Source organism: Stenotrophomonas sp. 610A2 (genome assembly GCF_030549615.1).
In the GTDB taxonomy this organism is placed as follows: Bacteria; Pseudomonadota; Gammaproteobacteria; order Xanthomonadales; family Xanthomonadaceae; genus Stenotrophomonas; species Stenotrophomonas pigmentata.
Window position 1 is genome coordinate 2,683,475 of record NZ_CP130832.1, and the last position, 22,227, is coordinate 2,705,701.

Annotated in this window: 17 protein-coding genes; 15 read left to right on the forward strand and 2 right to left on the reverse strand. The window is 64.4% G+C overall.

What is annotated here, in order from left to right; translation table 11 throughout:
• The first annotated feature begins 2 nt into the window (after nucleotides 1-2).
• From Q5Z11_RS12015 to Q5Z11_RS12025, 3 genes are all read left to right on the forward strand, one after another.
• A complete protein-coding gene (locus Q5Z11_RS12015; RefSeq protein WP_303746640.1) occupies nucleotides 3-827 on the forward strand; it encodes a DUF4097 family beta strand repeat-containing protein in 825 nt (274 codons plus the stop codon).
• A gap of 29 nt (nucleotides 828-856) precedes the next feature.
• Nucleotides 857-1,447: a DUF2884 family protein gene (locus Q5Z11_RS12020; RefSeq protein ID WP_303746641.1), complete on the forward strand. Its 591-nt coding sequence runs from the start codon at nucleotides 857-859 to the stop codon at nucleotides 1,445-1,447.
• A 70-nt stretch (nucleotides 1,448-1,517) separates the two neighbouring features.
• The gene (locus Q5Z11_RS12025; protein WP_303746642.1) at nucleotides 1,518-1,946 is read left to right on the forward strand and encodes a hypothetical protein; all 429 of its coding nucleotides are present in this window, start codon (nucleotides 1,518-1,520) and stop codon (nucleotides 1,944-1,946) included.
• 158 nt (nucleotides 1,947-2,104) lie between these two features.
• Here Q5Z11_RS12025 and Q5Z11_RS12030 read toward each other — a convergent pair whose 3' ends face one another.
• Nucleotides 2,105-3,514, reverse strand: a complete 1,410-nt coding sequence (locus tag Q5Z11_RS12030) for a class II fumarate hydratase (RefSeq protein ID WP_303746643.1) — start codon at nucleotides 3,512-3,514, stop codon at nucleotides 2,105-2,107.
• 204 nt (nucleotides 3,515-3,718) lie between these two features.
• Between Q5Z11_RS12030 and purB the strand changes: the two genes are divergently transcribed.
• The 7 genes from purB (at nucleotide 3,719) to Q5Z11_RS12065 (ending at nucleotide 14,393) form a co-directional block, all read left to right on the forward strand.
• Nucleotides 3,719-5,101 carry an adenylosuccinate lyase gene (gene purB / locus Q5Z11_RS12035; protein WP_303746644.1) on the forward strand — a complete coding sequence of 461 codons (1,383 nt, stop codon included), beginning with the start codon at nucleotides 3,719-3,721 and terminating at the stop codon, nucleotides 5,099-5,101.
• A 375-nt stretch (nucleotides 5,102-5,476) separates the two neighbouring features.
• A complete protein-coding gene (locus tag Q5Z11_RS12040; RefSeq protein WP_303746645.1) occupies nucleotides 5,477-6,970 on the forward strand; it encodes a ribosomal protein uL16 3-hydroxylase in 1,494 nt (497 codons plus the stop codon).
• Nucleotides 6,967-7,872 carry a GNAT family N-acetyltransferase gene (locus tag Q5Z11_RS12045; RefSeq protein ID WP_303746646.1) on the forward strand — a complete coding sequence of 302 codons (906 nt, stop codon included), beginning with the start codon at nucleotides 6,967-6,969 and terminating at the stop codon, nucleotides 7,870-7,872. The genes Q5Z11_RS12040 and Q5Z11_RS12045 overlap by 4 nt, the downstream gene beginning before the upstream one ends.
• A gap of 174 nt (nucleotides 7,873-8,046) precedes the next feature.
• The gene (locus tag Q5Z11_RS12050; RefSeq protein ID WP_303746647.1) at nucleotides 8,047-10,878 is read left to right on the forward strand and encodes a 2-oxoglutarate dehydrogenase E1 component; all 2,832 of its coding nucleotides are present in this window, start codon (nucleotides 8,047-8,049) and stop codon (nucleotides 10,876-10,878) included.
• Nucleotides 10,879-10,920: 42 nt separating this feature from the next.
• Nucleotides 10,921-12,120, forward strand: a complete 1,200-nt coding sequence (gene sucB / locus Q5Z11_RS12055; protein WP_303746648.1) for a dihydrolipoyllysine-residue succinyltransferase — start codon at nucleotides 10,921-10,923, stop codon at nucleotides 12,118-12,120.
• A 129-nt stretch (nucleotides 12,121-12,249) separates the two neighbouring features.
• Nucleotides 12,250-13,674, forward strand: a complete 1,425-nt coding sequence (gene lpdA / locus Q5Z11_RS12060; protein ID WP_303746649.1) for a dihydrolipoyl dehydrogenase — start codon at nucleotides 12,250-12,252, stop codon at nucleotides 13,672-13,674.
• A gap of 125 nt (nucleotides 13,675-13,799) precedes the next feature.
• A complete protein-coding gene (locus Q5Z11_RS12065; RefSeq protein ID WP_282272078.1) occupies nucleotides 13,800-14,393 on the forward strand; it encodes an LOG family protein in 594 nt (197 codons plus the stop codon).
• Between the two features lie 155 nt (nucleotides 14,394-14,548).
• Here Q5Z11_RS12065 and Q5Z11_RS12070 read toward each other — a convergent pair whose 3' ends face one another.
• On the reverse strand, nucleotides 14,549-17,467 hold the full coding sequence (locus Q5Z11_RS12070) for a bifunctional diguanylate cyclase/phosphodiesterase (RefSeq protein ID WP_405051592.1): 2,919 nt from the start codon (nucleotides 17,465-17,467) through the stop codon (nucleotides 14,549-14,551).
• Nucleotides 17,468-17,648: 181 nt separating this feature from the next.
• Here Q5Z11_RS12070 and Q5Z11_RS12075 point away from each other — a divergent pair, with 181 nt between their 5' ends.
• From Q5Z11_RS12075 to Q5Z11_RS12095, 5 genes are all read left to right on the forward strand, one after another.
• Nucleotides 17,649-18,206, forward strand: a complete 558-nt coding sequence (locus Q5Z11_RS12075; RefSeq protein ID WP_303746650.1) for an RNA polymerase sigma factor — start codon at nucleotides 17,649-17,651, stop codon at nucleotides 18,204-18,206.
• Nucleotides 18,203-19,252 carry a hypothetical protein gene (locus tag Q5Z11_RS12080; protein WP_303746651.1) on the forward strand — a complete coding sequence of 350 codons (1,050 nt, stop codon included), beginning with the start codon at nucleotides 18,203-18,205 and terminating at the stop codon, nucleotides 19,250-19,252. The genes Q5Z11_RS12075 and Q5Z11_RS12080 overlap by 4 nt, the downstream gene beginning before the upstream one ends.
• A gap of 46 nt (nucleotides 19,253-19,298) precedes the next feature.
• Nucleotides 19,299-19,895: an IMPACT family protein gene (locus tag Q5Z11_RS12085; RefSeq protein WP_303746652.1), complete on the forward strand. Its 597-nt coding sequence runs from the start codon at nucleotides 19,299-19,301 to the stop codon at nucleotides 19,893-19,895.
• A complete protein-coding gene (locus Q5Z11_RS12090) occupies nucleotides 19,888-21,654 on the forward strand; it encodes an ABC transporter transmembrane domain-containing protein (RefSeq protein WP_303746653.1) in 1,767 nt (588 codons plus the stop codon). Before Q5Z11_RS12085 ends, Q5Z11_RS12090 begins: the two co-directional genes overlap by 8 nt.
• A gap of 100 nt (nucleotides 21,655-21,754) precedes the next feature.
• Nucleotides 21,755-21,970 (forward strand): hypothetical protein, encoded by a 216-nt coding sequence (locus tag Q5Z11_RS12095; RefSeq protein WP_303746654.1) that lies wholly within the window; start codon nucleotides 21,755-21,757, stop codon nucleotides 21,968-21,970.
• Nucleotides 21,971-22,227 lie beyond the last annotated feature (257 nt).

The window sequence follows — 22,227 nt, forward strand, 5'->3', positions numbered from 1 at the left end:
TCATGCACAAGACGTTTGTATTGGCCGCATTGCTGGCTGCGCCGGGCGCAGCCATCGCCAGCCAGCCCTGCGCGTTTACCGCACCGCAGTCGCTGAACCTCGACCTGGGCAGCAGCAAGACCGTGATGTTCGAGGTGAACAGCCATGACCTGCGCCTGCAGGCCAGCCCAGGAGCGAGAGCGGCCATCAGCGGACGTGGCTGCGCTTCCAGCCAGGAACTGCTGGACCAGCTCACGCTGAGCCAGCGCAAGGTTGGCGACAAGCTGGTGGTGACGCTGGAACGCCGGAACCAGGGGCTGAACATCAACATGGGCAACACCTACGCCTATCTGGACCTGACCGGCAGCCTGCCGGACGACATCCTGGTACAGCTCAAGGTCGGTTCCGGTGATGCCTCTCTGGTCGGTGCCAAGAGCATGAGCGCCGACGTGGGTTCTGGCGATGTCAGTGCGCGTGATATCAAGGGCCTGGCAACGGCGGCAGTGGGCTCAGGCGATGTCGAGTTCCACAACATCGGCTCGCTTCACGTGCTTTCGGTGGGCTCCGGCGACGCCAGGATCGACGGCGTCCGCGGCGACGCCCGGGTTGGCACTGTCGGTTCCGGCGACGTCGAGCTGCGCGGTGTACAGGGTGCCGTAAGCATCGAAAGCATCGGCTCCGGTGACGTCGACATTCGCGATAGCCGCGGCGCCGTGCAGTTGGGCTCACTGGGCTCGGGCGACCTCGACGTCCGTGGCGCCGCCAGCCTCAAGGTCGATAGCCTCGGCAGCGGCTCGGTGAACCACTCCGACATCACCGGCAGCATCGACCTGCCGAAAAAACGCTAATTCCTTCTTATCGCAACGGAACGCAGACCATGAAGATCCTCAACGCACCCCTGCTTGCTCTTGCATTGGCCATCCCGCTGGCCGCCTGTGGTGAAAAGCCGGCAACCAACGCACCGGCGACCGACAGCACCATTGGTGCCAAGGTCCGCGAAGCAACCGACAAGGCCCGCAAGGAAATGGCGGAGGGCAACATCAGCATCGGCTCCGATGGCGCCAAGGTCGAGGTCACTCCGACCGGCGACCTGCTGATCAACAGTACCTCCATCCCGCTCAACGACAGCCAACGCGCGATTACCCTGCGCTACCGCACGCAGGTGATCGGCATCGCCGAGGCTGGCATCGACATCGGCGTGCAGGGGGCCAACCTCGGTGCGCAGGCTGCGGGCGAAGCGATCAAGGGCATCTTCTCTGGCAACTCCGAGCAGATCGAAGCACGCATCAATGCCGAGGCGGACAAGATCAAGGCCAGCGCCGCCAAGATCTGCGACCAGCTGCCTGCACTGATGGCCACCCAGCAGCAACTGGCTGCGGCGGTGCCCGAGTTCAAGCCGTACGCAAAGATGGACCAGAGCGATATCGACGATTGCCGCAATGGCAATGGCAATGTCCAGCTCCCCTGATCCGGGGGCCTGACCTGCACTCTGGCGGGGGCGGTAGAATGACCGCCCCCGTCGTTGTTGCCCCACTGCCATGAAAAGACTGCTGTTGCTGATCCTCGTTGCCTTCGCCACCCTCGCGACCGGCTGTGATCGTGAGAAGTACGCCGAGCACCGCAGCGAGCGCAGCAAGCCCAAGACCGAAGTCACCCTGGAGCGCATCGCCATCCGCCGCGCGCCCTACCCCAACCTGGACATCCTGCCGGACGGCCGCCTGCGCGTGGATGACATCGTCATTCCCTTGAATGCCGAGCAGCAGGCAATGCTGCAGACCAGCTTCGTCAAGCTGCAGATCCTGCGCCAGAACACCTTGGTGGACGCCGATCCGGCAGCGGCGCAGGAGCGCACGTTGCCGCTGCAGCTTCCGGAAGGTCAGTCGCCGTTCCCGCCGGACCTGGCCAAGCACATTCCCGAGTTCGAGAAGTACGACGAAGCCCTGGCCAACCTGCGCGCCGTGCGCTGAGCCAGCCGCACCCCGGGCAACGCGATTAACGCCATGTAGTGCCGAGCCATGCTCGGCAGAGGCCTTACCGGCGAACGCTGCCCTCACCCCAATCCCTCTCCCGTACACGCGAGAGGGGCTCAAGCCGCAACGCCGACCATGGGTCGGCGCTACGCGACTCAATGGTCGTGGATGCCGCCCAGGGTCAATGCCGCCGGGTCCAGCAGGCGCTTCAGCTCGGCCTCGGACAAACCACTGTCCTCCAGCGCCACTTCCAGCACCGGCCGCTGCTCCTTGTAGGCACGCTTGGCAATCGCCGCCGCCTTCTCATAACCGATGATCGGGTTCAGCGCCGTCACCAGGATGGGATTGCGGGCCAAGGCTTCACGCACCCGCTCCTGCTTGACCACCAGGCCCACGAACACCTTGTCGGCCAGCAACGTCATCACGTTGGACAGCAGCTGGATCGAATCCAGCAGGTTGGCCGCGATCAGCGGTAGCGCCACGTTCAACTGGAAGTTGCCGGTCTGCCCGGCCACGGTGATCGCCGCATGGTGGCCAATCACCTGCGCAGCCACCATCACGGTTGCCTCCGGAATCACCGGATTGACCTTGCCCGGCATGATCGAGCTGCCCGGCTGCAAGGCGGGCAGTTCCAGCTCACCCAGACCCGCCAGCGGACCGGAGTTCATCCAGCGCAGGTCATTGGCGATCTTGATCAAGGCCACCGCCAGCGCATTGAGCTGGCCTGACAGTTCCACCGCGTCATCCTGCGCAGCCAGCCCTTCAAACTTGTTGGCCGCACTCTCGAACTTGACCCCGGTGCTGAGCGACAGCGCCCGTGCCACCTTGCCGCCAAAGCGCGGATCGGCGTTGATGCCGGTACCGATCGCGGTACCGCCCAACGGCAAACGGCGCAGGCGCTTCAAGGCATCCTCGATGCGTCCTTCGGCCGAGGCCAGCTGTGCCGACCAGGCACCGAATTCCTGGGCGAAGGTCAGCGGCATCGCATCCATCAGATGGGTGCGGCCGGTCTTGACGATCTTGCCCAGCGTGCGGGCGCGCTTGTCGATGGTCTTGCGCAGGTGCTTCAGCGCCGGCAGCAGCGATTCCACCACCTCGAGCTGGGCCGAGACGCGGATGGCGGTCGGGATCACGTCATTGGAGCTCTGCCCCAGGTTGACGTGATCGTTGGGGTGCACCGCGGTCTTGCCGGCCTTGCCGCCATGGTTGGCAAGCGTGGCGATGACCTCGTTGGCATTCATGTTGGACGAGGTGCCGGAGCCGGTCTGGTAGACATCGATCGGGAACTGGCTGTCATGCGCGCCGATGGCCACCTCGGTCGCCGCCGACTGGATCGCCTTGCCAACGCCCTTGGGCAGCAGCCCCAGCCCGGTGTTGACCTCGGCCGCGGCGCCCTTGATCAGGCCCAGCGCCCGGATGAAGGCGCGCGGCATGCGCTGCCCGGAAATCGGGAAATTCTCGACTGCACGCTGCGTCTGCGCGCCCCACAGGGCCTCGGCGGGCACCTGCAGTTCGCCCATGCTGTCGTGTTCGGTCCGGAAACCACTCTTGGAAACCTTGCTCATCATCAACTCCGCACATCTTCGTTGGGGTAAAAGGAAGCTGCTGCGGCTGGCAATGGGCAGACTTCCCGGGCTGGCGGCTGCGCACACCATACCCGTCATGTGCGGCGATGGCACCTGCGGCCGACGGGATTCAATGGCCCGCCAGCGGTCGTTGCCCCGGCAGCGTAGAATATGCGCCCCCGCTACTGCCCAACGCCTGCCGCCATGACGGATACGTCCCGCCAAGAAGCCGCCCTGCTCGCCCTGTCCCCGCTTGATGGCCGTTATGCCGGCAAGGTCGACGCCCTGCGTCCGATCTTCTCCGAGTACGGCCTGATCAAGGCCCGCGTCAAGGTCGAGATCGAATGGCTGCTGGCGCTGGGCGCCGAACCGGGCATCACCGAGCTGGCCGACTTCTCGGCGGCCGGCAAGGCCAAGCTGCGCGCGCTGGCCGATGGCTTCTCGGTCGAGAACGCTGCCCGCGTCAAGGAGATCGAGCGCACCACCAACCACGACGTCAAGGCCGTGGAGTACTTCATCAAGGAGCAGCTCAAGGACGACGCCGAGCTGGCACCGGCACTGGAATTCGTGCATTTCGCCTGCACCAGCGAGGACATCAACAACCTGTCCTACGGCCTGATGCTGGCTGAAGCCCGCGACAAGGTGATCCTGCCCGGTTACAGCGGCATCGCCGCCTCGCTGCGCCAGCTGGCCCACGCCCAGGCCGAACAGCCGATGCTGTCGCGCACCCACGGCCAGACCGCCTCGCCAACCACCCTGGGCAAGGAACTGGCCAACGTCGTCGCCCGCCTGGAACGGCAGATCCGCCAGATCGGCGCGGTCGAGCTGACCGGCAAGATCAACGGCGCCGTCGGCAACTACAACGCCCATGTCGTGTCTTACCCGAACATCGACTGGCCGGCCTTCGCCGAGCGTTTCGTCACCTCCCTGGGCCTGGTATTCAACCCCTACACCACCCAGATCGAGCCGCACGACAACGTCGCCGAGATCGGTGACGCCGCGCGCCGCGCCAACACCATCCTGATCGACCTGGCCCGCGACATCTGGGGCTATATCTCGCTGGGCTACTTCAAGCAGAAGCTCAAGGAAGGCGAAGTCGGCTCCTCGACCATGCCGCACAAGGTCAACCCGATCGACTTCGAGAATGCCGAAGGCAACTTCGGTATCGCGAATGCCCTGTTCGAGCACTTCAGTGCCAAGCTGCCGATCAGCCGCTGGCAGCGCGACCTGACCGACTCCACCGTACTGCGCGCCGTCGGCACCGCCTTCGGCCACAGTCAGGTCGGCCTGGAGTCGCTGGCCAAGGGCCTGGGCAAGCTGACCGTGAACCCGGAGCGCCTGGACGCCGATTTGGACGCCGCCTGGGAAGTGCTGGCCGAGGCCGTGCAGACGGTGATGCGCCGCCACGGCCTGCCGAACCCGTATGAGCAGCTCAAGGCGCTGACCCGCGGTCACGGCATCACCGTCGATTCGATGCGCGAGTTCATCGAGACCCTGGAACTGCCGGCCGATGCCAAGCAGCGCCTGCGCGAGCTGACCCCGGGTGGGTATGCCGGTCTGGCGGCGCAGCTGGCCAAGGCGATCTGAGCCGCAGAAATGCTGGATACCTAGAGCCCCTCTCCCGCTTGCGGGAGAGGGGTTGGGGTGAGGGGAAGCTTCTGGATGTAGTGCCGAGCCACGCTCGGCAGAAGCTTTCCCGGTAGAGCCCCTTGCCGAGCATGGCTCGGCACTACAACTGCATTATCTGCATTGCCGGTGAAGCCCCTTGCCGAGCGTGGCTCGGCACTACAGATGCTTTGCTGGTAACGCCCCCTGCCGAGCATGGCACTACGGGTGCATTCTTTTCGCTGGATTTGATCCAGATCAGTCGCCTACGGTGCGTATTGCCGCGAACAAGGGGACAATGGAGGTCTGCGCGTCATCCGCGCCCCTGTTCGACCTCCGTTGCAAAGGATTTCCCCCATGGCTGCACGCAAGCAAAAGACCTATCCGATCGAAGTCCAGGCCAAGCCCGGCCTGCCGCTGGGCATGAGCCCGGCCACCTTCCTGCGCGATTACTGGCAGAAGCGCCCGCTGCTGATCCGCGCCGCCTTCCCGGATTTCGAAACCCCGGTAATGCCTGAAGACCTGGCCGGCCTGGCCTGCGAAGAAGGCGCGCTGGCGCGCATCGTCAGCCATGACCGCGCCACCGACGGCTGGACCCTGCGCACCGGCCCGTTCCAGGAAGAAGACTTCCCCGGCATGCCTGACCACAACTGGACCCTGCTGGTGCAGGACGTGGACAAGTGGGACCCCGAAGTGCGCGCCCTGACCTCCTACTTCAACTTCCTGCCGCGCTGGCGCATGGACGACGTGATGATCAGCTTTGCCGCCACCGGCGGTTCGGTTGGCGCCCACGTCGACCAGTACGACGTGTTCTTGCTGCAGGCCCATGGCCAGCGCCGCTGGCAGATCGATGCCAGCGAGTCGACCAAGGGCAAGCGTCCGTCGCTGGAGTTCCGTCCCGACGTCGAACTGAAGCTGCTGAAGAAGTTCAAGGCGACCCACGACTGGGTGCTGGGCCCGGGTGACATGCTGTACCTGCCGCCGAACGTGCCGCACAACGGCGTTGCCGTGAACCCCTGCCTGACCTTCTCGTTCGGCATGCGCGCGCCGTCCTCCGCTGAGCTGATCAGCGACTACCTGGACGATCTGGTCGCCGATGCCGACGAATCCATCCGCTTCCAGGACCCAGACCTGAAGCTGCCGGAAGACCCGAACGAGATCGACGAGGCCGCGATGAAGCGCGTTGTCGCCGCGCTCAACGCGCTGCGCATGAACGACCCGGATCGCCTCGGCAACTGGTTCGGCCGCTTCATCACCACTTACCGCGCTGCTGGTGACATCCTGCCGTCGCAGGCACCGCCGTCGCCGGAAGAAGTGGTCGCCGAGCTGGAAAATGGCGGCGTGCTTGAGCGCCACCCGTGGGCCCGTCTGGCCTGGCGCCGCGCCACCCGTGGCGCCTCGCTGTACTGCTCCGGGCTGGCGTTCCAGCTGTCGACCAAGGACGCACAGACCCTTGCCGGTACCGAACAGATCGATATCGCCCTGTTCAACAAACTCGGCAACAAGGGCCGTGATGCGCTGATGGAGCTGATCGTCGGCGGCCATTACCAGTTGCTGGACGTGGAAACCATTGCCGCCATGCTCGCCGAGCAGGACGCGCTGGAAGCCATGGACGAGGTGGCCGAAGACGACCAGGTCGAGGAAGAGTTCGACGACGAGGACTTCGATGACGAGGCCGATGCCCCGGAAGTCGAGATCGAAGTGATCGAGTACAGCGAAGCCGGTGAAGGCGAGCCGTCCAGCGCCAACATCGAGACCGTGCTGGTCAATGAGGAAGGCGTCGAAGTCGTGGTGATCTGTGACGACGGCGAGGAAGAAGACGAAGACGACGCGGAAACCCCGTCGGCATGAGCCAAACCGCGATCTTCCATGTAGAGATCGCCGACTACGCCGTGCAGCAGGCCCTGCTGCACGGCGTGCGTCATACCGTATTCGTCAGCGAGCAGAACGTCCCGGCCGAGCTGGAAGTAGACGAGCTGGACCCGCTCAGCGACCACGCGCTGGCCCTGGATGAACACGGCCAAGCCATCGGCGCCGCCCGCTTGACCCCCGACCAGCACATCGGCCGGATGGCGGTGCTTGCCGGCTGGCGCGGCAAAGGCGTTGGCCAGGCCCTGCTGAATACGCTCTTGGTTGCTGCCCGCAAACGCGGCTGGGGCGAGGTCAGCCTGCATGCACAGCTGCATGCCCGCGACTTCTACGCCTGCAATGGGTTTCTGCCGGAAGGTGTTGAATTTGAAGAAGCCGGCATCGGTCACCAGACCATGCGCCGGCGTCTGGACGGAGCAATGCGGGTGCAGGACCCGGATCAGGCCCGCGCTGCCACCGCTGCGGTGATCCATGCTGCGCGCCGCCATTTGCACCTGCAGCTGCGCGGCAATGACGCACTGCTCGCCCAGCCCCTGGTACTGGACGCCTTGCGTCGGTTTGCCACCGCCCGCCACGACAAGCAGGTACACGTGCTGCTGCACGAAGCCGACCTGCCCGCCTTGCCCGCGGCCTTCATCGCACTGGTGCAGCGCCTGCCCAGTGTGTTCCATCTGCGTGAACCAGTGGACCCGGCGGATTGCCAGGTAGCCTCGGCGGCGATCAGCAACGATCAGGGAGACTGCTACTTTCGTCCAATAGGTGCCCGCGTCGAAGGCGAACTGGCACTGGACAGCCCCGCCCGCGCCCAGCAGCAGGAGCTGCTGTTCAAGCGCATATGGGAGCGTTCACGCGCTTGCAACGGACTGCGCGTACTAGGTGTCTGAGCATTGACCTGGGCAGGACAAGCCGCAGTCAGGTATTAATGCGCGGGACAGTGTAGGTGCCCCTTCCTGTCCAGTGAGGGGTATAATTTCGTGGTTAGAACACGCCCGCGCGCGACGCTGTCGCAGGTCCGCCGGTTCCCAGAACTACCCCACAAGTGAATCCGACTCTCCATCGTGGACAATCTACTGAAGCAGTTTGCGCAATCATCGCAGCTCGCCGGCGGCAACGCCTCCTATGTCGAGGACCTGTACGAACAGTACCTCGTCTCCCCGGACAGTGTGGACCCCAAGTGGAAGTCCTACTTTGACGGCTTCAAAGGCCGCGAAGCTGGCGATGTGCCGCACTCTGCCGCCATCGCACACATCACCGAAGCCGCGAAGAACGCCGGCAAAGTCGGCGCCAACGCCGGTTCCGGCGACGAGCGCGAGCGCAATGTCGGCCGCCTGATCACCGCCTACCGTTCACGCGGCCACCTCGGCGCCAATCTTGATCCGCTGGGCCTGACCCCGCCGGTCAACCCGCCGGACCTGGGCCTGCCCTTCCACCACCTCAGCGATGCCGACCTCAACGACGAGTTCAGCACCGGTGGTGTCGGCGGCCAGCCGCGGATGAAGCTGCGTGACCTGTTTGCGCGCCTGAAGGCGACGTATACCGGCTCGATCGGCGCAGAGTTCATGTATATCGCCGAAGTCGAGCAGCGCCAGTGGCTCTACCAGCGCCTTGAGGCTGCCGGTGGCAACTACAACCTGGATGCCGACACCAAGCGTCGCACCCTGGAGCGCCTGACCGCGGCCGAAGGCCTCGAGCGTTACCTGCACACCAAGTACGTCGGCCAGAAGCGCTTCTCGCTGGAAGGCGGCGACTCGCTGATCCCGATGATGGACACCATCATCCGCGACGCCGGCAAGGAAGGCGTCAAGGACGTGATCATCGGCATGGCCCACCGTGGCCGCCTGAACGTGCTGGTCAACACCCTCGGCAAGAACCCGCGCAAGCTGTTCGACGAATTCGAAGGCAAGTTCGAGCACGACGACCGCGCCGTTGCCGGTGACGTGAAGTACCACATGGGCTTCTCGGCCGACGTCGCCAGCGATGGTGGCCCGGTGCACCTGGCCCTGGCGTTCAACCCGTCCCACCTTGAAATCGCCGATCCGGTAGTTGTCGGCTCGGTGCGCTCGCGCCAGGAACGCCGCAACGACACCGCGCGCAAGCAGGTGATGCCGGTCCTGATCCACGGCGACGCTGCATTCGCTGGCCAGGGCGTGGTGATGGAGCTGTTCCAGATGTCGCAGGCCCGCGGTTTCGCGGTCGGCGGCACCGTGCACATCGTCATCAACAACCAGGTGGGCTTCACCACCTCCAACCGCGACGACTCGCGCTCGACCCTGTACTGCACCGACATCGCCAAGATGGTTGCTGCCCCGGTCCTGCACGTGAACGGCGACGATCCCGAAGCCGTGGTGTTCGCGGCCAAGCTGGCTTATGACTTCCGCCAGCAGTTCAACAAGGACGTCGTGATCGACCTGGTCTGCTACCGCCGCTGGGGCCATAACGAAGCCGACGAACCAGCGATCACCCAGCCGCTGATGTACCAGGTGATCCGCAAGCACAAGACCACCCGCGAGCTCTACGCAGAGCAGCTGGAAGCCGCAGGCATCATTGCTGCCGGCGCCGGCAAGGAAATGGTCGACGCTTACCGCAACAAGCTGGACTCCGGTGAAGTCACCACCGAGCTGGCCACGGTCGAAAAGACCCCGGCCACCAGCAAGATGTTCGTCAACTGGCCGAAGTACCTGTCGGGCAAGCTGTCCGATCCGGTCAGCACCAAGGTCGACATGGGCAAGCTGACCCAGCTGGCCACCATGATCAACACCATTCCGGAAGGAGTGGAAGTGCATTCGCGCGTGGCCAAGGTGTACGACGACCGTCGCAAGATGGCCGCCGGTGAAATCCTGGGCGACTGGGGCTTCGCCGAGAACCTGGCATACGCAACGCTGCTGGACGAAGGCAATGGCCTGCGCCTGGTCGGCCAGGACGTCGGTCGCGGCACCTTTACCCACCGCCACGCGATCCTGCACGACCAGAAGACCGATAACTACTACCTGCCGCTGCGGCAGCTGGTCGAGTCGCCGGAGCAGGCCACCATCATCGATTCGCTGCTGAGCGAAGAAGCAGTGATGGCGTTCGAGTACGGCTTCTCCACCACCGACCCGAACACCCTGTGCATCTGGGAAGGCCAGTTCGGCGACTTTGCCAACGGTGCCCAGGTCGTGATCGACCAGTTCATCGCCTCCGGCGAAGCAAAGTGGGGCCGCATCTCCGGCCTGACCCTGCTGCTGCCGCACGGCTATGAAGGCCAGGGCCCGGAGCACAGCTCGGCACGCCTTGAGCGCTTCCTGCAGCTGTGCGCACTGGAGAACATGCTGGTCTGCGTGCCGTCGACCCCGGCGCAGGCATTCCACATGCTGCGTCGCCAGATGCGCATGGACACCCGCAAGCCGCTGGTCGTCATGTCGCCCAAGTCGCTGCTGCGTCACAAGCTGGCCGTGTCCAGCCTGGACGAAATGGCCAATGGCGAGTTCCAGCACCTGATCGGCGACGCCACCGCGGACGTCAAGAAGGTCAAGCGCGTGGTCGTGTGCTCGGGCAAGGTCTACTACGACCTGCTGGAAGACGTGACCAAGCGCGGCCAGGACGACGTTGCACTGGTTCGCGTTGAACAGCTTTACCCGTTCCCGCGCCCGGCGCTGGCTGCCGAACTGAAGAAGTACGGCAAGGCCACCGACGTCGTGTGGTGCCAGGAAGAGCCGATGAACCAGGGTGCGTGGTACCAGATCAAGCACCACCTGCAGGCATGCGTGGCTGATGGCCAGGCCCTGCACTATGCCGGTCGCCCGCGTTCTCCGTCGCCTGCTGTTGGCCACATGTCCGATCACCTGCGCGAACTCGCACAGCTGCTCGCCGACGCGCTGGTCAACAAGATCGACGACAACTACGCCGAATAAGCCCCCTTTTCCACAAGAAAACGAAACCAGGAAATCAGCCAAATGGCCACCGAAGTCAAAGTACCGGTACTGCCCGAATCCGTCTCCGACGCCACCATCGCCACCTGGCACAAGAAGGCTGGCGAGGCCGTCAAGCGTGATGAGAACCTGCTCGACCTGGAAACCGACAAGGTCGTGTTGGAAGTACCGGCGCCGGTTGATGGCGTGCTGAAGGAAATCAAGTTCCAGGAAGGCGACACCGTCACCTCGAGCCAGATCCTGGCGATCATCGAGGAAGGCGCGGTTGCTGCTGCCGCTCCGGCTGCTGCTGCCGAAGCACCGAAGGCTGCTGCCCCGGCCGCCGCCGCTCCGGCTGCTGCCGCTGCACCGGCCCCGGCTGCCAAGTCGGCTGCCGACGCCCTGCCCCCGGGCGCCCGCTTCTCGGCCATCACCGAAGGCGTGAACCCGGCTGACGTGTCCGGCACCGGCCGCCACGGCGCGGTCACCAAGGAAGACATCGTCAACTTCGCCCGCAACGGCGGTGTCGGCAAGGCCGGCGGTGCACGTCCGGAAGAACGCGTGCCGATGACCCGCATGCGCAAGCGCATTGCCGAGCGTCTGATGCAGTCGAAGAACTCGACCGCCATGCTGACCACCTTCAACGAAGTCAACCTGTCCAAGGTCTCGGCTGCGCGCAAGGAACTGCAGGAAGAGTTCGTCAAGGCCCATGGCATCAAGCTCGGCTTCATGAGCTTCTTCGTCAAGGCTGCCGCCAACGCGCTGCAGCGCTTCCCGCTGGTCAATGCTTCGATCGATGGTGACGACATCATCTATCACGGCTACTCGGACATCTCGATCGCGGTGTCGACCGAGAAGGGCCTGGTGACCCCGGTGCTGCGCAACGTCGAGCGCATGTCGTTCGCCGACATCGAGAAGGCAATTGCCGATTACGCCAAGAAGGCCCGTGACGGCAAGCTGTCGCTGGAAGAACTGCAGGGCGGCACCTTCACCGTGACCAACGGTGGCACCTTCGGCTCGCTGATGTCGACGCCGATCGTCAACCCGCCGCAGAGCGCCATCCTCGGCATGCACGCCATCAAGGACCGTCCGATCGCCGAGAACGGCCAGATCGTGATCGCTCCGATGATGTATCTGGCCATGTCCTATGACCACCGCATCATCGACGGCAAGGATTCGGTGCAGTTCCTGGTGGACATCAAGAACCAGCTGGAAAACCCGGGCCGCATGCTGTTCGGTCTGTAATTGCTCTGAGCCCCTCTCCCGCTCGCGGGAGAGGGGTTGGGGTGAGGGCAAGCCTCACCCGCACCCTCATCCGGCGCTACGCGCCACCTTCTCCCGGCGGGAGAAGGGACAGGCAACAAGGAATCTCAAATGGCTGAACAATTCGACGTCGTCGTCATCGGTGCTGGTCCGGCCGGCTACCACGCTGCCATCCGCGCCGCACAGCTGGGCCTGAAGACCGCCTGCATCGATGCAGCGCTGGGCAAGGACGGCAAGCCGGCCCTGGGCGGCACCTGCCTGCGCGTGGGCTGCATCCCGTCCAAGGCGCTGCTGGACTCCTCGCGCCAGTACTGGAACATGGGCCACATCTTCGATCAGCACGGCATCAGCTTCAACGACGCCAAGATCGACGTGAACAAGATGGTCGGCCGCAAGGACGCCATCGTGAAGCAGTTCACCGGCGGCATCGCCCAGTTGTTCAAGGCCAACAAGGTTGCCACCTACTACGGCTTCGGCCAGCTGCAGGCCGGCAATGTGGTCAAGGTCAAGCAGCACGACGGTTCGGAAGTCGAGCTCAAGGGCACCAACGTCATCATCGCCGCAGGTTCGGATTCGATCGAACTGCCGTTCGCCAAGTTTGACGGCAAGCACATCGTCGACAACGTCGGCGCGCTGGACTTCACCGAAGTGCCGAAGCGCCTGGCCGTGATCGGCGCCGGCGTGATCGGCCTGGAACTGGGCAGCGTGTGGAAGCGCCTGGGTTCGGAAGTGGTCATCCTGGAAGCACTGCCGGACTTCCTGGCCGCCGCCGACGCCGAAGTGGCCAAGGTTGCTGCCAAGGAATTCAAGAAGCAGGGCCTGGACATCCGCCTCAACGCCAAGGTCTCCAAGACCGAGATCAAGGGCGAGGAAGTCATCGTCAGCTACACCGATGCCGAAGGCGAAAAGACCCTGACCGTCGACAAGCTGCTGGTGGCCGTTGGCCGCCGCGCCGCCAGCAAGGGCCTGTTGGCCGAAGGCACCGGCGTGCAGCTCAACGAGCGTGGCCAGATCGTGGTCGACGACCATTGCCACACCGGCGTCGATGGCGTCTGGGCGGTCGGTGACTGCGTGCGCGGCCCGATGCTGGCCCACAAGGGCTTTGAAGAAGGCGTCGCCGTGGCTGAACTGATCGCTGGCCTGCCGGGCCACGTCAACTTCGACACCATCCCGTGGGTCATCTACACCGAGCCGGAACTGGCATGGGTCGGCAAGACCGAAGCCCAGCTCAAGGCCGAGGGCATCCCGTACAAGGCTGGCAGCTTCCCGTTCGCCGCCAACGGCCGCGCCGTCGCCATGGTGGAGCCGGCTGGCTTCGTCAAGGTGCTGGCACACGCCGAAACCGACCGCGTGCTGGGTATGCACCTGGTCGGCGCCAATGTCTCCGAGCTGGTGCACGAAGGTGTGCTGACCATGGAGTTCAGCGGCTCGTCCGATGACCTGGCCCGCATCTGCCACGCCCACCCGTCGCTGTCCGAAGCAGTACACGACGCGGCGATGGCAGTGACCAAGCGCGCCATCCACAAGGCCAACTAAGCTCCACGGCCTGTGACCTGAAGGCTCCGCTCCGGCGGAGCCTTCTTGCTTTTGTAGTCCCCGGTCTGCACGCGTATTCATCAGCAGCAGAGCGACCACCTCTTCCCATCCATCAGGAACAACACATGAAGTCCATCTGCGTCTATTGCGGCTCCAACCCCGGCGCCAAGCCCATCTACGTCGAACGCGCCACCGAATTGGGCACGCGCATCGCCAACGAAGGCCTGCGCCTGGTCTATGGCGGCGGCCGTACCGGTCTGATGGGCGCGGTTGCAGATGGCGTGCTGGCAGCAGGTGGCGAAGTCACCGGCGTGATCCCGCAGCACCTGGTGGACATGGAAGTCGCGCACAAGGGCGTGACCTCGCTGGAAATCGTCGGCTCGATGCATGAACGCAAGTCGCGCATGTTCGACCTGTCCGATGCCTTCGTCGCCCTGCCCGGCGGCTTCGGTACCGCCGAGGAGATCTTCGAGATGCTGACCTGGCGCCAGCTCGGTATCGGCCACAAGCCCTGCGCCTTCCTCGACATCGACGGCTTCTACCAGCCGCTGATCGGCATGATCGACACCATGGTCAGCGAGCGTTTCCTGCACCCGGAGCAGCGCGAAGACCTGTGGTACGGCGACGACGCCACCCAGATGCTGGAGTGGATGCGCAACTACTCGCCGGCCCAGGCCGACAAGTGGTTCGACGAGAAGAAGCGCAACGCGCTGCGCTGAAGCAACCAGCAAGCTTTTATGTAGAAGCGGCGTAAGCCGCGAAGCTCGTAGACCATGCAGGTCGCATACATTCCGCGCTCAAGAGCAAACGCGCATCGCGCAATTGCAACTGACACGCACCGGATGGATTGCCAGCTTCGCGGCTTACGCCGCTCCTACAGACCTGCAGCAGCCTTCTTGCGCTGCAGGCTCTGCTCGCACGGGGCCGGGTAGCCGAGCAGATAGCCCTGGCCGAAATTGCAGCCGAGCTCCTTGAGCGTCTGCAGCTGGCGCTCGTCTTCTATGCCCTCACCTATCGTCTCGATGCCCAGCGTGCGCGCCAACGAGAGCACACCCTGTACCAGGGCCATCGTGCTGCTGCTTCCTTCATTGTGCAGACCGGCTACGAAACTCCGATCCACTTTCAATGCGCTGATCGGGAACCGGTGCAGATAGGACAATGCCGAATAGCCGGTGCCAAAGTCATCCAGCTGCACCACAACGCCGCGCTCGCGCAGCTGGTGCAGGGCGCGCAAGGTGCGCGGCTCATCGTCCAGCAAGGCCATTTCGGTTATCTCGACGCGCAGCCGTGCGGGGTCCGCGCCCGCCGCATCCAGCATTCCCAACAGCCGTGGAGCGAACTCAACCGAGCGGAAATGACGGGGCGAGACATTCACGGAGATATAGCCGGCCGTCGACGCCGCCATGTCTTCCATCACCTGCTCGTAGATCTGCCAATCCACCTGCTCGATCAGGCCACTTTCTTCACCCAGTGACAGGAACTGCCCGGGCAGCAGTACGCCACGGCGCTCATGCTGCCAGCGCAGCAGCGCCTCGTGGCCAACCACCTGCCCGTCAAGCAGCGACACGATGGGCTGGTAGTAAGGCAGGAAGTCGCGCTTCTTGATTGCCCGCCGCAGGTCCGCTTCCAGCTCCAGGCTGCGCATGGCCTCGTCATGCATCGCACCGTCGAACATCACGCAGCGGTCCTGGCCCTTGAGCTTGGCCCGGTACATCGCCGCATCCGCGTCGCGCAGCAGGTCCGCGCCGGAGGTGTAGCGTGTATCCCACACTGCAATGCCGATGCTGCCGGACGGGAACAATTCGCGCCCATCCACCCACATCGGAGCTTCCAGCGCCTTGAGCAGGCGCCGGCCCAGATCCATCGCCGCGTTAGAACCACGGTCGGAGTGGACCAACAGCGCGAACTCATCGCCGCCCAAACGCGCCACGACATCGTCGCCACGCACCAGACCGACCAGGCGTCGTGCAACCTCGACCAGCATCTGGTCGCCTGCCGCATGGCCGATACTGTCATTGACCCACTTGAAGCGATCCAGATCGAGGAACAACAACGCAAAGTGCGGGGTGATGCCCAACTCCGCATTCTCGATGGCACGCTCCAATCGATCCTGCAGGTGCAGGCGATTGGGCAAGCCGGTCAACACATCGTGCATCGCAAGATGGGTCAGGCGTTGCTCGGCGCGCATGCGCTCGCCGATCTGGCCCAGCAGCTTCTGGTTGACTTCGCCCAGCTCGCGGGTGCGTTCGGTTACCCGCAGCTCCAGGTCCGCATGTGCCTGCACCAGGCGCTGTTGATCGCGCTGGCGGGCAAGACTGTTGCCGATGGTGCGGGCCACAAACACCAACAGGCGCTGGTCATCAGCGGTGAATACGACCTGCGGGTTATAGCTCTGCACCGCGATGACGCCGACAACCTCGTCATCGCTGAACAAGGGCACGCCCAACCAGCACTGCGACTTGGCACCGAATTCCTTCAGGGCGCCAGTGGCGATCAGCTTGTCGATGTCCGCGCGCGTCAGCAACACCGGCTCACGCCGCTTCAACGCGTACTCGGTCAATCCATCACTGAAAACACGGGTTGCACGTTCGCGGTTGAAACGATCAACCGAGTAGACGAATTCGATGCCTGCTGCATCTTCGGTCACCATCGCGACATAGAAATTGCTGGCATCCAGCAGGCGACCGATGATCTCGTGCACCTGCGCATAGAACTCGCCAGCGGCCTTGCCGCTCATCGCCAGCTCGGAGATGTTGAACAGCGCGGCCTGCAGCAGCTCGGCACGCCGGCGCTCGATGATCTCGCCCTGCAGGTGATCGTTGATGTGCTCCAGGTCCTGGGTACGCTGCCACACACGTTGTTCCAGCTGTGCATGCGCCTGATGCCGGTCCATCGCGGTGAGGATGTGTTTGGCGACGAAATTCAGCAGCGCCAACTCCTCCTCGCCATAGCAGGCATCGGCCACATAACTCTGCACCACGATCGCCCCGCATACGCGGTTGTCGCGCCACATCGGCACGCCGAGCCAGTCGGTGCTCTCAACGCCTTCGGAGACGTCGTACTGCTGTTCCAGGTACTTGGCCAACTCACGCGAGGGGCCGCTCAGCGCGCGCCCCTTGCGCAATACTGCAAAGGTCAGGCTGGCCGGCATTTCCTCGTAGCTGTAGCGACGTCCGGGTTCTGGCAGATAACTGTCGTGGGTATCGACGAAATACAGGAACTCCAGGTTCTGCTGGTTCTCGTCGCACTCCACGATGTAGCAGTTCTCGGCATACATCAGCGAGCCGAGGATGCGATGGAAGTGCGCCATCATCTCGGTCATCGCCAGATCGGCACCAGCCAGGTCGGCAATCTCGAACAAGGCCTTCTGCAATTGTTTGGAGCGCTGCAGCTCTTCAATCTGTAGCCGCTGCCGCATCAGCTCCATGACCGATGCAAGCAACACCCGTGCGGTGCCCTGCCACGCGTCACCGCGGACCGTGGACATGGCCTCATCGGCATCGACCAGTACGACATAATCGGCGCCGACCTCGTCGCTCCAACTGAAGGCGTGGACAGACGCAGGCAGATCCGATGGATGCCCGGCCAAACGGTTGCTTGCCATCAGGCACAGCCGTCCGTCAGCTTCCGGAAAGCTGCAGCTGCCTTTGCCCAGCACACCATCACGCCACGCCAGCGCTACCGTGCTGGCGCGGGGCAGCATGCCCTGCAATGTCGCCACCGCCTTGGTGACCGGCGAAAATGTGTCGGCGCGCGGAGGATCAACCCGTGCGTCAAGCTCGCTATACGACATGTATCCGTTCTCTCTGGGTTCCGGTCTCCCGGAACTCCCCCCTGATTCCGCAGCATACCTTTCGCAGCGGTCAAGAGCAGTGGGTCGCAGAAAAAAGATTCCATTTCACAATTCTGAATAAGGCATTCCGCCCGCGCTCGCCGAGCTAGGCAGAACCCAGCCCAGCCACTACGCTTGGCAGGTGGATACCGCTGTCCAAACCCCTACCGATGAAGTGCTGATGTTGGCCTATGCCGACGGTGACAGCGATGCGTTCTCCGAGCTCTACGCCCGGCACCGCGCGCGGCTGTTCCACTATCTGCTGGGCCAGCTGCGTGACCGCCCCTTGGCCGAGGAGCTGTTCCAGGACGTCTGGCAGAAGATGATCAACGCCCGGGCCGGCTGGAAGCCCGATGCGGCCTTCGCCACCTGGCTGTTCCGAATCGCCCATAACCGCCTGAATGACCATTGGCGAGCTGCCCGTCATCGCCCGGCAGCGCCGGAAGACGCCGACGAGCGCACCGCGCGCCTGGCCGACGACTGCACGCCGGAGCTGGTCGCCGACGAACAGGCCCAGCGCCTGCAACTGCGCCAGGCCCTGGCCGAGTTGCCGCCGGAGCAACAGGAAGTCGTGATCCTGCGACTGGAACAGGAACTCAGCCTGGAGGAGATCGGGCAGATCACCGGCGTTGGCCGGGAAACCGTCAAGTCGCGGCTGCGCTATGCGATGGACAAGCTGCGCGCGAGGTTGAGCGAATGAACATTCCAGACATGCTGACCCCCGAAGAGCGCGAGATGGCGCGGCTGCTCGGCCGGCCTGGTGCCGGTGCGGCCACACCCAGCGCGCAACTGGACGCACGCATCCTGGAGATGGCGCGCACCGGGCCGCAGGCACAGGCGCAATCGGAGCAGCCTCAAATAGAAGTACAGCCCCAATACCGCGCCGCGACGGCGTCCGCCTCGCGTGGCCGCGGCTGGGGACGCCGCCGTGGGCTGGTGTCTTCATTCGCAGTGGCCGCGTCACTGGTATTGGTGGTTGGCCTGGCCTGGCAGCTGCGGCCGCTGACGCCACAGCAACCGGCGATGCAGCACGCCGAAATGTCCGCGCCCGCCGCTGAGGTAGCGCCCGCGGATATGGCAGCCGCCGAAGTCGCTGCTGCACCTGCGGCGCCACTTCCCGTCCAGGCCGCTGAGGATGCCGCAACGCCCGCTCCCGCTGAACCGCAGGTCAAAACCGTAGTCAGCGCGAAGGAGCGCAGCGTCGGCGCCGCACAGCCAGGCGCTGCGCACAACGACGAAATACCCGTCATCGAAAAGCCCGACGCCAGCAATGCAGGGCAATCGCCTCGCGCCTTCTCCGCCGCACCGGTTGTTGCGCCGCCCGCCCCACCTGCACCTCCCGCACCCATGATGGCTCCCGCACCGATGGCTGCCCCGGTTCAAGGCGAACAGGCCGCCACTGCCGACGTCGCACAGGACCAGCGTTACAGAACCGAGGCGGCACCAGCACGCGCAGCGCCGCCACGACTGACCACGACGGGCTCCACACCAGTTCCGCATGCCGGTGCCAAGACAGTCAGCAAGGCCGCCGAGGCACGCCGCCAGCGTGCGGAAGCCATTGCGGCCGACAGCACCCCCGACATCGAAGCCGATGCCATGCTGTCGCGCCACCAGTGGATCAAGCGCATCCGCGAACGGCACGAAAGCGGTGATCTGGAAGGCGCAAAGGCCAGCCTTCGCCGCTTTGCCCATGATTACCCGGAAGCCCGAATTCCGCGCGACCTGCGACCACTGCTCAAGGATTGAGCCGCATCCGCTACAGCTTTGCGGCGCGGCCACTAGAATGACGGCAATGCTCGATACTCTCGCCGTACCTGCCAGCCACGAGCTGGACGTCAAACACAGCCGCTTCCTCGCCCAGGCAGCGCCGATCGGTGATGCCGACGCGGCGCTGGCGTTCATCCAATCGGTTTCGGATGTGGATGCTACCCATAACTGCTGGGCCTACCGGCATGGCAATGAATACCGTTCCAGCGACGACGGCGAACCTGCCGGCACCGCCGGGCGCCCGATCCTGGCCGCGATCGATGGCCAAGGCTACGACCGCATCGCGGTGGTGGTGACCCGCTGGTACGGCGGCATCAAACTCGGTGCCGGCGGCCTGGTCCGCGCCTATGGCGGCACTGCAGCCGAATGCCTGCGATTGGCTCAACGCAGCCCCTTGGTGCCGATGACCGAACGCATCCTGCAATGCGGCTTCGAGGACATGGGCGTCGTACACACCCTGCTCGGCAACGCCGGCGCCGAGAAACTCGAAGAGCACTTCCTGCCCGAAGGCCTGCGCCTGCACGTGCGGCTGCCGGCAGACCAGATCGATGCGTTGGCCCTGCGCCTGCGCGACGCCACCCGCGACCGCCTACGTTTGAGCGAACCCGTGAACCATGACTGACACCTCTCCCGCCCAGCCCCGCAAGCTGCAGAAACTCGGCAGCCTGAAAACCCTGTGGCCGTTCGTGCGTCGCCACAGCGGCCTGTTCACGGCCTGGCTGCTTGCATTGGCGGTGTCATCCACGGCGACGCTGAGCCTGCCGATGGCGGTCAAGCAGATGATCGACCACGGCTTCTCCGGCGGTGGCGAAATCAACCGCGCCTTCCTGTTGCTGTTCATCGTCGCCGTGGTGCTGGCATTGGCAACCGCTGCGCGCTTCTTCTTCGTTTCCCTGTTGGGCGAAAAAGTCGTCGCCGACCTGCGCGGCAAGCTCTATGCACACCTGATTGGCCTGGATGCCGGCTTCCATGACCGCACCCGCAGCGGCGAGCTGGTATCGCGCCTCTCCGCCGACAGCGAACTGCTGCGCAGTGTGATCGGCTCGACCATGTCGGTCGCGCTACGCAGCAGCGTCACCGTGGTCGGCGCGATGGTGATGCTGTTCGTGACCAGCCCGCGGCTGGCGGTGTACTCCTTGATCGGCATCCCGCTGGCGGTGCTACCCATCGTCCTTGGCGCGCGCAAGTTGCAGAAGATCGCGCGTGCCAGCCAGGACCGTGTCGCAGACGCCAATGCGTTGGCTTCCGAAACATTGGGCGCGGTGCGCACGGTGCAGGCGCATGCCCGCGAGCCTTATGAGCGCGGTCGCTTCGAGGCCGCACTGGATGTGTCCGTGGCTACTGCAAGGCGCCGCATCCGCACCCAATCCTTCGTCACCGCCATCGCCATGGTGCTGGTGTTCGGGGCAATCGTTGCTGTCTTGTGGTCCGGTGCGCACGATGTGGTTGATCACCGGATGAGCGCAGGTACGCTTGGGCAATTCCTGTTGTATGCCTTGATCGGCGGCGGCTCGGTCGGCGCCCTGGCCGAAGTGTGGAACGAACTGCAGCGTGCTTCCGGCGGCATGGGCCGTATCGGTGAACTGTTGGCGGAGAGCCCGCAGATCACCGCCCCTGCGCAGCCGCACGCCCTGCCCTCACCGATTCGCGGCGAGATCCGTTTCGAGCATGTGTCCTTCCACTACCCGCAGCGACCGGATCAGCCAGCGCTGGATGATTTCAGCCTGAGCGTCGCGCCGGGCGAAACCGTCGCGCTGGTTGGGCCATCTGGCGCTGGCAAGAGCACTGTATTGTCGTTGCTGCTGCGCTTCCACGACCCGGACAGCGGCAAGCTATGCTTGGACGGCGTCAACCTGCGCGAACTCGATCCAGCACAACTTCGGCAAAGCATCGCCTTGGTGCCACAGCAGCCTGCCCTGTTCGCCGCCAGTGCCGCCGACAACATCCGTTATGGCCGGCTGGAGGCCAGCGACGAGGAAGTACGCGCCGCCGCACGTTCAGCCGAGGCCGATGACTTCCTGATGCAGCTTCCGGAAGGCTATGCCAGCGACCTGGGCGAACGCGGCGCACGCCTGTCCGGCGGCCAGCAGCAACGCGTGGCCATCGCCCGCGCATTGCTGAAGGACGCACCGGTACTGCTGCTGGACGAAGCCACCAGCGCACTGGATGCGCAGAGCGAACGTGCGGTGCAGCAGGCACTGGAGCGGCTGATGGCCGGGCGCACGACGCTGGTTATCGCCCATCGCCTGGCAACGGTGCTCAAGGCCGACCGCATCGTGGTGATGGACCACGGTCGCATTGTCGCGCAGGGCACGCATGCTGAACTGTTGGCACAGGACGGTTTGTACGCCGAGCTGGCGCGCCTGCAATTCATAGATTGAGAACGCTGCGCTAACGCCTGGGTAACAAGGCCAGCGGCAAGCTCGCTGTGTGCCCGCAGGTACTGAAATGCGAGCACCTTTCCAGCATTGGAGGCGAACCATGGCGTTCAGACAGTTCCCCGCAACCACACGCGATGGCGAGAGCTGCATCGTCATCGAATTCCTTGATGAGCCCGGCAACACTCAGGCCAGCAGCACAAGCCGTCCACCGCGTTACGAGCTTGCCGATGGCCGACCCTTGCTGCGTCGCGGCAGCAACCTGTTCAGTGCCGACGGCGAAGTCAGCCTGTCGATGAACCAGCCCTACCGGGCCTGACCCACACCCAACAGCGCGCCGTGACGATCGCCGGCGCGCATCGGGACGCTTACCTCGGCCGGTCTCCGGTAATTCTGAATACGCTATGCCGATCCGGCTGCAGACTGGTCAAATTTTCACCAACCATCTTGACAGCCTTGTGCCCCAAGGGATGTAGGGGTTTATCCACATGCTTGCACACACTCGCCTGTGGATTAAGTCGCAGACTTTGAGACGCAGGTGGGGTGGCCCCCTCCCTTTGGCGCAGCCAAGGGGAG